Raw genomic sequence first — 13,964 nt, 5'->3', positions numbered from 1 at the left:
CGCGCTGCCACCGGCTCGGCGCAGCGGACGGGCGTTGCCCTGCCTGACCCGTCAGTCGCGCTCCAGGGCCGCCAGCACCCGGCGCACGCTCGAGGCCAGCCCCCATCGCTCGGCGAGCGCACCGAGCGCCTCAGGGTCGGCCGGTGCGGCGGGCAGCGCGTCGTGGACGTCCCCGACGGGTGCGTCCGGGGCCACCCGCACGACGGCGGGGGCGACGTCGAGGTAGGCCGCCGCCTCGAGCAGACGCGTGCGCTGGCCGGCGGTCATCCCCGTGTCGCCGGAGTCGCGCGCGGCCAGGACGCCCGCGAGGTCGCCGTAGCGGGCGATGAGCGCCGCGGCGGTCTTCTCCCCGATCCCGGGCACACCCGGGAGCCCGTCGCTGGCGTCGCCGCGCAGCACAGCCATGTCTGCGTAGGCCTGCCCCGAGGCGACCGCGTACTTCTCGGCAAGGCGCGCCTGGTCGACCACCTCAAGGTTCGCGATGCCGCGCTGGGTGTAGAGCACGCGGACCTGTGCGGCGTCGTCGACGAGCTGGAACATGTCGCGGTCACCGGTGACGACGTCGATGGGCGAGCGGTCCGTCTCGGCCCGGGCGCGCTCCCGGGCGACGAGGGTGCCGATGACGTCGTCGGCCTCGTAGCCGGGCGCGCCGACGCGGGCGACGCCGAGGGCGGCGAGCACGTCGGCGATGATCGGGACCTGCGGGGAGAGCAGGTCGGGGACCTCTTCGACCTGCTCACCGTCCGGGCGCACCTCGGCGACCCGGTGGGCCTTGTACGTGGGGATGGCCTCGACCCGGAAGGTCGGGCGCCAGTCGTCGTCCCAGCAGGCCACCAGGCGCGCGGGCCGGCGGTCGGTGACGAGGCGGGCGATCATGTCCAGCAGCCCGCGGACCGCATTGACGGGGTTGCCGTCGGGGGCGGTGACCGTGCTCGGCACACCGTAGAAGGCGCGGAAGTAGAGCGAGGCGGTGTCCAGCAGGAGGAGAGGGGCCCGGTCCGTCATGACGTCACCGTAGGGCAGCGGTCCGTGCGGGGCACCTGGCGGCGGCGACCAGCCTGCCGTCGAGGGTGTCTGGGAGGATGGCCGGGACCCACATCCCAGCGAGAGCGAGCCCCTTCATGACCCTCGACGACCTCCTCGCCGACCTCGACGCCGGCACCACGATCACCGCGGCCTCCCCGCTGCACGCCGTCATGCACGAGGTCAGCCAGCAGGCGCTGCGGACCTGCGCCGAGCTCAACGGGAGCTACCACGAGCCCGCCCGGGTGCGCGAGCTGCTGGCAGAGCTCACCGGTCGCCCGGTCGAGGACTCCGTGACGGTCTTCCCGCCGTTCCAGGCCGACTTCGGCAAGAACATCAGGATCGGCGAGCGCGTCTTCATCAACTCGGGGTGCCGCTTCCAGGACCAGGGCGGCATCGTCATCGGCGACGACTGCCTCATCGGGCACAACGTCGTCCTGGCCACGCTCAACCACGCTCTCGACCCGGCGCACCGGGGCGACATGCACCCCGCTCCCGTCGTCATCGGCTCCAACGTCTGGCTCGGCGCGAACGTCACTGTCCTGCCGGGGGTGACCATCGGTGACGACGCCGTCGTCGGTGCGGCGTCGGTGGTCACCAAGGACGTGCCGGCCGGCGCGGTCGTGGTCGGCTCGCCGGCGCGGGTGGTCCGCTCCGCGGTCTGACCGCACCGCGCTGACCGCACCGCGCCGGCCCGGGGCTCACACGCGAGCGCCCACCCGGTCGAAGCGCCCCAGCAGGTCCGTGACGTGCCGCTCGGTCGCGGCCCGGAACCCCGCGTGCTGGGCGACCGTCTCGGGGAACACCTGCCGGAGGGTGAGCATCCGCGCGACGAGCCCGTCCTCGGGACCGGTCGCGGCCTGGCGCAGCTCGGTGGCGAGCGGGTCGTCCAGCACCAGCGGCGCACCGTCGAAGGTCTGGCCACGGGCGACGAACACCATCCACGCGGCGACAGCCCGCGCGGCCCCCTCGGGGACGGCGCCCGCCGCGAGCCGGTCGGCGACCGTCCCCAGGAGCCGGAAGGGCAGCTTCTTCGACCCGTCCATGGCGACCTGGATGGTCGTGTGCCCGGTCGCGGGGTTCGCGAACCGCTCGATGAGCGACTCCGCGTACTCCGCCAGGTCCACACCTGACGGCGCGACGAGGGTGGGGATGACGTCGTCGAAGAGCAGCTCGCGGGCGGCAGCCTCGAGCTCGGGGTCGAGCGTCGCGTCGGCGATGAGCCGGTGCCCGGTGAGGGCGCCGAGGTAGGCGAGCAGCGAGTGGGTCCCGTTGAGCATCCGCAGCTTGGCCTGCTCGTACGGCGCGACGTCGTCGGTCAGCGTCGCACCGACGCGCTCCCAGGCGGGGCGCGGACCGGCGAAGGAGTCCTCGATGACCCACTGCGTGAACGGCTCCGCCACGACGAGCCCGTCGTCGCGCAGCCCGGTCAGGGCCGTCGCCTCGGCGCGGTCGGCCTCGGTCGTGGCCGGGACGATCCGGTCGACCATGGTGCAGGGGAAGGTGACCGACGCGGCGAGCCAGGTGCGCAGCTCGGCCCACCGCTCCTCCCACGGCTCCTCGCCCTCGTCGGGCGCCTCCCCCTGGGCGCTGAGCGCCGCGCCGGCCTCGACGAACTGGTGCACCAGCGCACGCACCACGCGCCCGTTGTCCACCATGTTGTCGCAGGTCATGACCGTGATCGGGGTGCCGCCGCCGAGCTGGCGCAGGGCCAGTCCGCGCACCAGCAGACCGATCGGCGAGCGTGCCGGGTCCACCCCGCCCGCCAGCACCGCGGCCACGTCGCCCGCGGCGACCGCGCCGGACCAGCCCATCTGCGCGACGAGAGCCGCCAGGTCGGCGCGGACGTCGTCGTCGGACAGGTCGAGGGCGCCGTCCGCGCCGGCCCGGTACCCCTTCTCGGTCACGGTCAGGGTGACCACGTGGGTGCTCGGTGCCGCGAGCGCCGCCAGGACCTGGGGGGTGTCCGTCCCCGGGTAGGCGACGCCGCGCAGCGACCCGATGATCCGCAGCGAGGCGGAGTCGGCGGCCTTGGTGAGCACCCCGTAGAGCCCGTCCTGCGGGGCGAGCTGGTCGACCACCGCGGCCGAGCGCTGGGTCACCCCGAGGATCCCCCAGCCGGTCTCCCCCGTGGCCGCCGCGGCGTCCTCGGTGAAGACCGCCTGGTGGGCCCGATGGAAGGCGCCGATCCCCAGGTGCACGATCCCCACGCTCACAGCGGTGGGATCGACGGCCGGCCCGCGGACCGCGGGCCGGGAGGTCGCCTCGTCGAGGGTGGCCAGGCTCAGGCGTGCGGTAGTCACATCAGTCCTCTCGGGAGTCTTTGACGCGAGCGACGAGCTGCGTCGGGTTCACGAAGCGCAGAGCCACGATGAGGATGACCATCATCGTCGTGGTGTACATGACGGCCATGGCCGAGACGAGCTGGCGGGCCTCGCCGCCACCTGCGCTGGTCATGGCGCGGTAGATCGCCACCACGAGGGTGTCCGACGTCGGGCCGGAGACCAGGAAGGTCAGCTCGAACATGCCCACCGTGCGGACCAGCACGAGGATCGCGGCCGCGAGGATGCCAGGGACCAGCAGCGGCGCGAGGACCTTGGTGAAGACCTGGCGCATGCTCGCCCCGCACATCCGGGCGGCGTTCTCGATCGAGGGGTTGATCTGCTCGATGAACGGCGTCATCGTCATGATGACGAAGGGCACCGACGGCACGAGGTTGACGAGGATGACCGCCCACAGCGTCCGCCCCAGGCCCACGTTGTACATGACCGTGGCCAGCGGGATGCCGAAGGTGATCGGCGGCATGAGGATCGGCAGCAGGAACAGCAGGCTGAGCAGCTTCTTGCCGGGGAAGTCCCGCCGGGCGAGGAGGTAGGCCGCCGGCACCCCGATGAGCACGGAGAGCACGACGACGGACACCGCCACCACGAGGGTCACGCCGATGACGTGGGTGAGGTCGAACCGTTCCCAGGACTTGGAGTACCACTCGGTGGTGAAGCTCTCCGGCAGCCACGAGGCGAACCAGGACTTGCCGAAGGAGTCCACGATCACCGAGCTGAGGATCCCCAGCAGGAAGACGAGGAAGGCAGCCATGCCGGCCCACACGAACCACGTGCTGGGCGCAGCGACCAGGGCCTTGTCCCCCGGTGCCCGGCTGGTGCCGGCGGCGCGTCTGCGCACCCGGCCGGTCTGGGGTGCGGAGGCGTCCGCGGACGGGTCCTGCACGATCAGGTCGGTAGCCATCAGCCCTTGCCTCCAGTCGATCCCTTGTAGAGGAAGGACCTCCACAGCAGCACAAGAGCGATCACGGCGAGCTCGACGACGCCCATCATGATCGCGATGGTCGAGGCCATCGGGTAGTCGTTCTGCTCTCCGAAGGCTCGGAAGGCCATGAGCGACATGACTCGGGTGGACCCCATCGCGTCACCGACGAGCCGGGCAGACGGGAAGACCGAGAACGCCAGCACGAAGGTGAGGATGAACGTCGTCGCCAGCCCCGGCGCCAGCAGCGGCAGGATGATGCGGCGGAACCGCTGCTTCCAGTCCGCCCCGAGAGTCCTGGCGGCGGCCTCCAGCGACGGGTCGATCCCCGACAGGTAGGAGGAGATGAGCAGGAAGGCGAAGGGGAACCCGGTGATGATCAGCGAGAACAGCACGCCGATGTAGTTGTTGACGAGCTGGAGCGGCTCGTCGATGATCCCGGCGCCCATGAGGAAGCGGTTGAGCCACCCCTGGCGGCCGGCGAAGATCAGCAGGCCCTGCGCGGTGAGCACGGTGCCCAGGGTGATCGGCAGGACGAGCAGCGTCGTCATGAAGCGCTTGCCCCGGAACTTCCCCCGCAGCTTGAAGGCCACCGGGATCGAGACCAGCACATTGAACAGCGCGGCCGGCAGCGCCAGACGCATGGTCAGCCAGATGGAGTCGAAGATGAAGGGGTCCTTGAAGAACGCCACGTAGTTGGCGAAGATCCCCCCGCCCCACTTCTCCTGCTGGAGCACCGACGGCTGGAAGGTCAGGCCGATGCCGTAGGTGAAGGGGTAGACGAACAGGGCGATGAGGAACACCGCGGCCGGCACGAGCATGAGCAGGCCGGTGTCGATGCCTCGTTCGGCGAGCCGGTGACGCAGGCTCGCCGAGCTCTTGCGCTGCGCGCCGCGCGGCGACCCTGCCGGGTCACCCGTGGGGCGCCGGGAGTCCACCGCGGTGCTCATGCTCGCACCGCGGCGAGCTCGGGCACCGACCCGCTCGCGTCCTCGTCGAGGTTCGAGCGGTACACCAGCGCCCGGGAGGCCGACGCCGTGAGCGTCACCTGGTCCCCGATCTGGGGAGCGTGCGCGGAGCGGACGTGGAGGGTCTGCCCGCCGGCGGTCTGGACGCCGACGGCGAACTCCCGCCCCTGGTACTCCACGACAGCGACGGTGGCGTCGATGGTGTTGCCGTCCCGCACCGCCCCGCCCGGCTCGACGACCGTGAGGTCCTCGGGGCGGATGGCCAGGCGCACGGCCTCGCCCTGGCTCACCGGCTGGGCGGCCAGGCCGTTGAGGGAGAACCCGGCCCCGCTGATCCGCACGTCCTGGCCCGTGACCGTCTCGACGGTGAGGTCGATGAGGTTGCGGTAGCCCATGAAGTCGGCGACGTGCCAGTTGGCGGGCTTGTCGTGCAGCTCGGCGGGGGTGCCGATCTGCTGGACCCTGCCCTCGCGCAGCACCACGAGGCGGTCGGCGAGCGAGAGCGCCTCCTCCTGGTCGTGGGTGACGTAGAAGGTGGTCAGCCCGAGCGACTGGTGCAGGCGCCGGATCTCGGTGCGCATGTCCAGGCGGAGCTTGGCGTCGAGGTTGGACAGCGGCTCGTCCATGAGGACCAGCCGGGGCTGCAGCACCACCGCACGGGCGATGGCCACACGCTGCTGCTGTCCGCCGGAGAGCTGCCCGGGCAGCTTCTTGGCGTGCTGCTCCAGCTTGACCAGGGCAATCGCCTCGGCGACGCGAGACTTCATCTCCGCCTTGGGGGTGCCCTGCATCTGCAGCCCGAAGGCCACGTTCTTCTCCACGCTCAGGTGCGGGAAGAGCGCGTAGTTCTGGAACACCATGCCGAATCCGCGCTTCTCCGAGGGCAGGGTGTCCACCCGCTTGCCGTCGATGCTGATCGTCCCGTGAGTGAGCGGGAGCAGCCCGGCGAGGCAGTTCAGCGCTGTGGACTTCCCGCAGCCCGACGGCCCGAGCAGAGCGATGAACTCCCCTGCTCGGATCGTCAGGTTGAGGCCGACGAGCGCGTCATGCCCTCCGAAGCTGCGTCCGACGTCTGTCAGTTCGAGGGACTCGAACGCGCTAGCCGTGATTGCCATCAGATGTGCCTCTCAGTACTTTCCAGCGCCGATTTCGCGGTCCCAGGTGTCGAAGGCGATGACGAGCTGCTCCGCGGTGAGCGGGGTCGCCTTCGGCTTCTCCTCGATGAGTGCGTCGTACCAGTCACGACCGAACTCGGCGATGACGTCCTGGCTGGCCTGCGGAGCGAGGTCCAGGGTCGCGCCCTCGATGGCCGGGCCGGGGTAGAAGTAGCCGTGGTCGTAGGCCATCGCGTTGACCTCGGGGGTGAGCATGTACTGCAGGAGCAGCAGGATCGCCGCGGTCTTGTCGTCCGACTGCCCCTTGGGGATCGCGGCGTAGTGCGCGTCGGTGACCCAGGTGAAGTCGTCGAAGGCCGCGGCCTCCAGGGTGTTGGGGGCGCGTCCGTCCGCGCGCGGCTCGATCTCCCAGCCGGTCGTCGTCGGGATCATGCTCCACGTGCCGTCAGAGATGTTCGTGATGACCTGACCGGTGCCGGTCGGGTACGTGTCGACGTACTCGTTGAGCTCCTTGAGGTAGGCCCAGGTCTTGTCCCAGCCGTCGACCGGGTCGCTCGGGTCGGTGTCGCCGAGCATGTACGGCAGGCCCTGCAGGAAGGTGCGGCCGGGTCCGGAGTTGGCCGGACGGGCGTAGCCGAACTTGCCGGGGTTGGCCTTGGCCCAGGCGAGCAGCTCCTCGGGGCTGGTCGGGACGTCGGTCACGGCCTCCGGGTTGTACTGCAGCAGCGGACCGGAGGGGTAGTACGTCACGACGGCGCCGAAGCCCTCGGCGAGCTCCTGCATCTTCGCGGCGGGCTCCATGTAGTTCGCCTGGTTGTCGATCCGGTCGCCGAACTCGTCGACGAGCGGGATCCACAGGTCCTGCCCGATGCCGGCGGAGAGCCCGTCGGTCCCGGTCAGGACGAGGTCGATCTGCAGGTTGCCGCTGTCGACCTGGGGCTTGATGGTGCCCACGAGGTCCGGGGCGCCACCGCTCTCCCACGTGACCGCGGAGATGACGTCGGGGTGGTCAGCGACGAAGGCCTCGATCATCCCGGCGGTGAGCTTCTGGTTGCCAGCCACGTCGAGGATGTTCAGCGTGACGGGCGCGGACGGCTTCTCCGGGACGCCCGCCGGGGCGGCCGAGGAGCCGGGGGCCGTGGTGGTGGGGTTGCCCGAGCTGGTGCTGGGCGCCGAGCACGCGGAGACCACGAGCCCGAGGGTGAGGACGCCTGCGGCGAGCTTGAGTCGCTGGGGATAGCGCATCTGCACATACCTTTCTCTTCCTGGGGACACCGATGTCCTCAGGCGTGGTGGTGAGCGGCGTCGTTGCCACGCACCGAAGGTGACTGCGGTTACTGCGGGTGGGCTGGTGCGCCTGCGGCGGGGACCGCAGCAGGCACGGAGGAGGAGTTCCTGATGATGAGCTCGACAGGAACCTCGGATCGGGTGGTCACGTCGACCGCCCCCTCCAGGCGCTCGACCAGGAGGTCGACGCCTCGACGGCCCATGCCCGCGAGCGGGATCTGGACCGTGGTGAGGGCGGGTGAGACGAGGGAGGCGACAGGGACGTCGTCGAATCCCACGACGGACATGTCGCCCGGGACGGAGACGCCGCGCTGGCGCAGGCGGTCGATGATGCCCAGCGCCATCACGTCGTTGTAGGCGATGACGGCGGTGGCCCCGCTCGCCACGGCGATGTCGGCGGCCGGGTAGCCGCCGGAGAAGTAGGGACGGAAGTGACCGAGCTCGACGACCGTGAGGTCGGGGAACTCCTCGGCGGCCGCGGCCATCCCGCGCCGGCGCTCCTCACCGGACCAGGAGTGGACCGGGCCGCTCGCGTAGGCGATGGTCCGGTGCCCCAGGGCCCGCAGGTGGGTGACCGCCTGCAGGATCCCGTCGGCGTTGTCGATGGTCAGGGACGGGATGTCGCCGATCTCTCGGTTGAGCATGACGACGGTCTTGCCCGCGACGGCCTCGAGGATGTCGGGGCTCGGAGCGCGGGGGGAGGCGAGGATGATGCCGTCGACCTGGGTGGCGAGGTTCGCGATGAGCTCGATCTCCTGCGCCGGGTCCTCGTCGGAGTCTGCGACGAAGACGGCGTAGCCGGCCGCGCGAGCACGGCTCTGCACGCCCTTGGTCACCGACGCGAAGAACGGGTTCTCCAGGTCGGGGATGAGCAGACCGAGGTTGTTCGTCCGTCCCACCCGCAGGCCGCGGGCGGCCGGGTTGGGGCGGTAGTCCAGCTCCCGGGCCGCGTCGACCACTCGTTGCCGGGTGACCTCGTTGACGAGGTCGGGGGCTGACAGGGCTCGCGAGACGGTGGAGATCGAGACTCCTGCCATCGCTGCGACATCACGCACTGTTGCCACGGGTCCACCTCCTCGTCCGGTTTTGCGGTTCGCGTCCAGGACGCGGCGTCGACGCCTCCGAGGGGCTGGGCCTCCGGGATCGCCGGGGGTGAACCACGCCACGCTGCGTCGTCATCGATCAGTCTGCAAACGATTGTGGCATTCCGTCAAGTCGTCGATGCAGATTCGTTATAGACGACCTCGCCGGGCCGGCTCCCCCGCGAATTTTGAGGCTTGCGCTCCCGAGCGGAGCCGGGCACGATGGGGACTGCAAACGATCGCAGTCTGTTTCAACGAGGAGGCGGACTTGACTGCACAGCACGTCGCAGGACTCCCCACAGCGGGCCCTGCACAGACCATCACCGACACCACGACCCCGAGCGGCGACCCGGAGCACTGGACGCTGCACCCGGACCGGGCACTGCCCGCCGATCCGGTCACCAGACCGATCGCGCGGGAGATCTACGCCGCGACGACGGACCTGCCGATCGTCTCGATGCACGGCCACGTCGACGCCCAGCTGCTCGACGAGAACCCGCTCTTCGGCGACCCGACCGAGCTGCTCATCATCCCCGACCACTACCTCGTGCGGATGATCGTCTCCCAGGGCACGAGCCCCGACGGCGTCGCGCACATGGGAGTCGCCCCCGTCGACCCCGCGAGCGGGGTCAGCCCGCGCACCGACCACCGGGCGATCTGGCGCACCTTCTGCGAGAACTGGCACCTGTTCCGCGGCACACCCACCCGGTACTGGATGGAGCACGAGCTCGTCGAGGTGTTCGGGGTGCGTCAGCGTCCCAGCGCCGAGACCGCCGACGCGATCTACGACCACCTGGCCGGCGTGCTGACCACCGACGCCTTCCGGCCGCGAGCGCTCTTCGACCGCTTCAACATCGAGATCCTCGCCACGACCGACCCGGCCAGCAGCGACCTCGCCCACCACGCGAGCCTCGCCGCCCAGGGCTGGGGCGACAAGGTCGTCCCGACCTTCCGGCCCGACCCGCTGCTCCACCTGGACCGCGCCGGCTGGGCCTCGGACATCGCGGCGCTCAGCGCGGCGTCGGGCATCGACGTCGTGTCCTACGCGAGCTTCCTCGCTGCGCTGCGCCAGCGCCGCCAGGCCTTCATCGCAGCCGGCGCGCGGGCCACCGACCACGGCCACCTGCTCGCCGACACCACCCCGCTGCCCGACGTCGAGGCGAACCGGATCTTCGACCTCGCCCTGAGCGGGGGGCCGGTGGACCCGGTCGCCGCGCAGGCCTTCAGCGGGCACATGCTCTTCCAGATGGCCGCGATGTCCGCCGAGGACGGCCTGGTCATGCAGCTGCACCCGGGAGTGCTGCGCAACCACGACGAGGCCGCCCTGGCGACCTTCGGGCCGGACAAGGGCTACGACATCCCCATCGCGGTGGAGTACACCCGGGCGCTGCGCCCGCTGCTCGAGGCCTTCGGTCACCACCCCGGTTTCCGGATCATCGTCTTCACCATCGACGAGACGGTCTACTCCCGCGAGCTCGCCCCGATGGCCGGGGTGTACCCGGCGATGAAGCTCGGGGCTCCGTGGTGGTTCCTCGACTCCCCCGACGGCATGCGCCGCTTCCGGGACACCGCGACCGAGACCGCCGGCTTCTACAACACCACCGGCTTCGTCGACGACACCCGGGCCTTCGCCTCCATCCCCGCGCGCCACGACCTGTCGCGCCGGATCGACGCGGGCTACCTGGCCCGTCTGGTCGCCGAGCACCGCCTCGACCTCGACGAAGCCGTGGAGACCGCGGTCGACCTCGCCTACAACCTGCCGCTCGCGGCCTACCCAGCGCCCTGAGCGCACCCACTCCTGGATCGGAAGTCTCATGTTGATCAGTGATGTCAGCGTCGTCATCACCAGCCCCGGACGGAACTTCGTCACCCTGAAGATCACCACCTCCGACGGCGTCGTCGGGCTCGGTGACGCGACCGTCAACGGGCGCGAGATCGCCGTCGCCAGCTACCTCACCGACCACGTCGCCCCGCTGCTCATCGGCCGCGAGGCGCACACCATCGAAGACACCTGGCAGTACCTGTACCGCGGGGCGTACTGGCGCCGCGGACCGATCACCATGGCCGCGATCGCCGCCGTCGACATGGCACTGTGGGACATCAAGGCCAAGGTCGCCGGGCTGCCGCTGTACCAGCTGCTCGGCGGCGCGTCGCGGACCGGGGCACTGGCCTACGGCCATGCCTCCGGCTCGGACATCCCCGCGCTGTTCGACTCCATCCGCAACCACCTCGAGCTCGGCTACCAGGCCATCCGCATCCAGACCGGTGTGCCGGGCCTGGGGCAGGTCTACGGGGTGGCCTCGGACCAGAAGCCGGGCGCGCGCTACGACTACGAGCCGGCCAAGCGCAACGTCGTGGACGGGCGGCCGCTGCCGGTCGAGGAGGCCTGGGACACCCGCGCCTACCTGCGCCACGTGCCGACGGTCTTCGAGGCCGTGCGCAACGAGTTTGGTCCTGAGCTGCCGCTGCTGCACGACGGCCACCACCGCATGACCCCCATCCAGGCCGCCAAGCTCGGCAAGTCCCTCGAGCCCTACGACCTGTTCTGGCTCGAGGACTGCACCCCGGGCGAGGACCAGGCCGCGCTGCGCCTGGTGCGTCAGCACACCACGACGCCCATCGCGATCGGCGAGGTGTTCAACTCCGTCCACGACTACCAGACGCTCATCACCGAGCGCCTCATCGACTACGTGCGCTCCGCCGTCACGCACACCGGCGGTGTGACGGGGATGAAGAAGCTGCTGGACTTCGCCGCGATCTACGGCATCAAGTCCGGCATGCACGGGCCCACCGATATTTCCCCCGTCGGCATGGCCGCCGCGCTGCACATCGACCTGGCCATCCACAACTTCGGCATCCAGGAGTACATGCAGCACTCGGCCGAGACCCTCGACGTGTTCCGCACCAGCTACACCTTCACGAACGGGTTGCTGCACCCGGGCGAGAACCCCGGCCTGGGCGTGGACCTCGACGAGGAGATGGCCGCGAAGTTCGAGTACACGCCGGCGTACCTGCCGGTCAACCGGTTGCGGGACGGGACCGTGCACGACTGGTAGGCAGGATCGGTGGTCGTGCCTCATCCCCACGAAGCCTGCTCACGCGAGAGCTGGGCACGCGTGTGACGATGAGGCATGACCACCTCCCCCACCGCCGGGTCTGACCCCGAGCTCACCGCCGCGCTCCTCGAACGCCAGCGCGTGCTCACCCACGACCTCGAGCAGGTGCTCGAGGACCTGCGCACCGTCCGCGACTCCCGCGGCACCCAGTCCGACGACGACGAGCACGACCCCGAGGGCGCGACCCTGTCCTCCCAGTGGTCGCACAGCACAGGGGTGCGCTCAGAGCTCGAGGCACGGCTGGTCGAGGTGGACCGCGCGCTGCTGCGGATGGAACAGGGCACCTACGGCACCTGCCTGCAGTGCGGCACACCCATCCCCCGCGAGCGCCTGCTCGCTCGCCCGGCCGCGGACCGCTGTCTCGCCTGTGCCCAGGACGGGCCCGCGGTGCTCGGCTGAGCGACCCGGTCCCGGTCCGCTCAGCCCCTGCCGTTCAGGTCCTGCCGCTCAGGTCCTGCCGCTCAGGTCACCGTCCCGAGCTGCCACGGGATGAACTCGTCCTGACCGAGGTCCAGGTCCTCCGAGACCGTCACCTTCCCCGAGGCCACCGCGAGGATCTCGGCGAAGATCTCCCGGCCGACCTCCTCCACGGTCGCCGTGCCGTCCACGATCCGCCCGCAGTTGATGTCGATGTCCTCGGCCTGGCGGGCGTAGAGCTCGGAGTTGGTGGCGAGCTTGATCGACGGCGTGGGCTTGGCGCCGAGCACCGAGCCGCGGCCGGTGGTGAAGCAGATGATCGTCGAGCCGCCGGCGATGAGCCCCGTCACCGACACCGGGTCGTAGCCAGGGGTGTCCATGAAGGAGAAGCCCTTGGCGAGGATCGGCTCGGCGTACTCGTAGACCGCGACGAGGTCGGCCTGGCCGCCCTTGGCGACGGCGCCGAGGGACTTCTCCAGGATGGTCGTCAGCCCGCCGGCCTTGTTCCCGGGCGAGGGGTTGTTGTCGAGGGAGCCGCCGCCGTCGGCCGCGTACTTCTGCCACCAGTCGATGCGGCGCAAGAGCTTGCGCCCGACCTCCTCGGTCACCGCGCGGCGGGTGAGCAGGTGCTCGGCGCCGAACACCTCGGGGGTCTCCGCGAGCACGGACGCGCCGCCGTAGGAGACGAGCAAGTCAGAGGCGAAGCCGAGGGCGGGGTTGGCCGTGATGCCGGAGTACCCGTCGGACCCTCCACAGTTGAGGCCGAGCACCAGCTCGCTCACGTCGCAGGTCTCCCGGCGGTGGTTGTTCACCTCGGGCAACATCTCCCGGATCGCGGCGACGCCTTGGCGCACTGTGGCGCGAATGCCCCCCGACTCCTGGATGGTCAGGTGCTTCAGCACGGTGTCCGGGGACAGCTCGAGGCTGTCGATGAGCGAGCCGACTGCGATCATCTCGCAGCCCAGCCCCACCACGAGGATCCCGGCGAAGTTGGGGTGCTCGGCGTAGCCCTTGAGCGTGCGCACGAGCATCTGCGCGCCCTCGCTCACCGGGACGAGCCCGCAGCCGGAGGAGTGGGTGAGCGCCATCACGCCGTCGACGTCGTCGAAGGCGTCCAGGACCGGGCCGCGGAACTGGTCGGCGATCATCTTCGCGGTGCTCGCCGAGCAGTTCACCGAGGTGAGGATGCCGATGTAGTTGCGGGTGCCGACGCGGCCGTTCGCGCGGCGGTAGCCCTGGAAGGTGGGGCGGGGGCCGTCGGGGGTGGTGAGCTCGTGGTGCACGGTCGCGAACTCGTGCTCGCGCTCGGCGAGGTCCATCCCGAGGTTGTGGGAGTGCACGTGCTCGCCCGCGGCGATGTCGCGGGTCGCGACGCCGATCGACTGGCCGTACTTGCGCACCTGCGTGCCGGCGGGCAGGTCCCGCGTGGCGACCTTGTGACCGCGGGGGATGCCGGGCAGGTCGCGGATGGTCACCACGACGTCGTCGTCGGGGCGCAGCAGGAGGGCGGCTCCGGCGGGGACGCCGGGGGCGAGATCCGTGGGGGCGAGCTCGGTGGACATGGGTCCTCGATCATCGGCGGAAGCGTGCGGAAACGTTTACATGCTAGCGTTTCCGGGAGACGGAGACCAGCCCCACCGGCTCCACAGACCCCCAGCAGCGCCAGCCCCCGCGACCCCACCCTGCCGCGGCCGA

The 13,964-nt window shown here is 70.7% G+C and carries 12 protein-coding genes; 4 read left to right on the top strand and 8 right to left on the bottom strand.

What is annotated here, in order from left to right:
• Window positions 1–51: 51 nt before the first annotated feature.
• Entirely contained in the window at window positions 52–1,005 is a 954-nt protein-coding gene (locus tag SS2_RS03750) for a 5'-3' exonuclease (RefSeq protein WP_066461219.1), read from the bottom strand.
• Window positions 1,006–1,121: 116 nt separating this feature from the next.
• Between SS2_RS03750 and SS2_RS03745 the strand changes: the two genes are divergently transcribed.
• Window positions 1,122–1,688, top strand: a complete 567-nt coding sequence (locus tag SS2_RS03745) for a sugar O-acetyltransferase (RefSeq protein WP_066461217.1) — start codon at window positions 1,122–1,124, stop codon at window positions 1,686–1,688.
• Between the two features lie 36 nt (window positions 1,689–1,724).
• On the opposite strand, the gene SS2_RS03740 is transcribed toward SS2_RS03745, so the two are convergent.
• From SS2_RS03740 to SS2_RS03715, 6 genes are all read right to left on the bottom strand, one after another.
• Window positions 1,725–3,326, bottom strand: coding sequence for a mannitol dehydrogenase family protein (locus tag SS2_RS03740; RefSeq protein WP_083941697.1), 1,602 nt, complete (start codon window positions 3,324–3,326; stop codon window positions 1,725–1,727).
• Window position 3,327: 1 nt separating this feature from the next.
• Entirely contained in the window at window positions 3,328–4,266 is a 939-nt protein-coding gene (locus tag SS2_RS03735) for an ABC transporter permease (protein WP_083941695.1), read from the bottom strand.
• Window positions 4,266–5,234 (bottom strand): ABC transporter permease, encoded by a 969-nt coding sequence (locus SS2_RS03730; protein WP_066461215.1) that lies wholly within the window; start codon window positions 5,232–5,234, stop codon window positions 4,266–4,268. Before SS2_RS03730 ends, SS2_RS03735 begins: the two co-directional genes overlap by 1 nt.
• Complete coding sequence (locus SS2_RS03725) at window positions 5,231–6,367, bottom strand: ABC transporter ATP-binding protein (RefSeq protein ID WP_066461214.1); 1,137 nt, start codon at window positions 6,365–6,367, stop codon at window positions 5,231–5,233. The genes SS2_RS03730 and SS2_RS03725 overlap by 4 nt, the downstream gene beginning before the upstream one ends.
• A gap of 12 nt (window positions 6,368–6,379) precedes the next feature.
• Window positions 6,380–7,612, bottom strand: a complete 1,233-nt coding sequence (locus tag SS2_RS03720; RefSeq protein ID WP_066461213.1) for an extracellular solute-binding protein — start codon at window positions 7,610–7,612, stop codon at window positions 6,380–6,382.
• 89 nt (window positions 7,613–7,701) lie between these two features.
• Window positions 7,702–8,718 (bottom strand): LacI family DNA-binding transcriptional regulator, encoded by a 1,017-nt coding sequence (locus SS2_RS03715; RefSeq protein WP_066461212.1) that lies wholly within the window; start codon window positions 8,716–8,718, stop codon window positions 7,702–7,704.
• Between the two features lie 337 nt (window positions 8,719–9,055).
• Here SS2_RS03715 and uxaC point away from each other — a divergent pair, with 337 nt between their 5' ends.
• The 3 genes from uxaC (at window position 9,056) to SS2_RS03700 (ending at window position 12,251) form a co-directional block, all read left to right on the top strand.
• Window positions 9,056–10,522: a glucuronate isomerase gene (gene uxaC, locus SS2_RS03710; protein ID WP_066461392.1), complete on the top strand. Its 1,467-nt coding sequence runs from the start codon at window positions 9,056–9,058 to the stop codon at window positions 10,520–10,522.
• 28 nt (window positions 10,523–10,550) lie between these two features.
• Window positions 10,551–11,792, top strand: a complete 1,242-nt coding sequence (gene manD, locus SS2_RS03705) for a D-mannonate dehydratase ManD (protein WP_066461211.1) — start codon at window positions 10,551–10,553, stop codon at window positions 11,790–11,792.
• 75 nt (window positions 11,793–11,867) lie between these two features.
• Window positions 11,868–12,251, top strand: coding sequence for a TraR/DksA family transcriptional regulator (locus tag SS2_RS03700; protein WP_066461208.1), 384 nt, complete (start codon window positions 11,868–11,870; stop codon window positions 12,249–12,251).
• 62 nt (window positions 12,252–12,313) lie between these two features.
• Here SS2_RS03700 and SS2_RS03695 read toward each other — a convergent pair whose 3' ends face one another.
• Window positions 12,314–13,831 (bottom strand): UxaA family hydrolase, encoded by a 1,518-nt coding sequence (locus SS2_RS03695; protein ID WP_066461206.1) that lies wholly within the window; start codon window positions 13,829–13,831, stop codon window positions 12,314–12,316.
• Window positions 13,832–13,964 lie beyond the last annotated feature (133 nt).

Source organism: Sanguibacter suarezii NBRC 16159, from assembly GCF_001552735.1.
Taxonomy (GTDB): domain Bacteria; phylum Actinomycetota; class Actinomycetes; order Actinomycetales; family Cellulomonadaceae; genus Sanguibacter; species Sanguibacter suarezii.
Note: the sequence above shows the minus strand (reverse complement) of the source record. Positions and strands in the feature narration are given on the sequence as shown.

Bases quoted from the DNA above. Each gene is read 5' to 3' on its own strand.
- SS2_RS03695 (WP_066461206.1), bottom strand. From the start codon at position 13,831: ATGTCCACCGAGCTCGCCCCCACGGATCTCGCCCCCGGCGTCCCCGCC.
- SS2_RS03720 (WP_066461213.1), bottom strand. From the start codon at position 7,612: ATGCGCTATCCCCAGCGACTCAAGCTCGCCGCAGGCGTCCTCACCCTC.
- SS2_RS03735 (WP_083941695.1), bottom strand. From the start codon at position 4,266: ATGGCTACCGACCTGATCGTGCAGGACCCGTCCGCGGACGCCTCCGCA.
- SS2_RS03725 (WP_066461214.1), bottom strand. From the start codon at position 6,367: ATGGCAATCACGGCTAGCGCGTTCGAGTCCCTCGAACTGACAGACGTC.
- SS2_RS03745 (WP_066461217.1), top strand. From the start codon at position 1,122: ATGACCCTCGACGACCTCCTCGCCGACCTCGACGCCGGCACCACGATC.
- manD (WP_066461211.1), top strand. From the start codon at position 10,551: ATGTTGATCAGTGATGTCAGCGTCGTCATCACCAGCCCCGGACGGAAC.
- SS2_RS03730 (WP_066461215.1), bottom strand. From the start codon at position 5,234: ATGAGCACCGCGGTGGACTCCCGGCGCCCCACGGGTGACCCGGCAGGG.
- SS2_RS03750 (WP_066461219.1), bottom strand. From the start codon at position 1,005: ATGACGGACCGGGCCCCTCTCCTCCTGCTGGACACCGCCTCGCTCTAC.
- SS2_RS03700 (WP_066461208.1), top strand. From the start codon at position 11,868: ATGACCACCTCCCCCACCGCCGGGTCTGACCCCGAGCTCACCGCCGCG.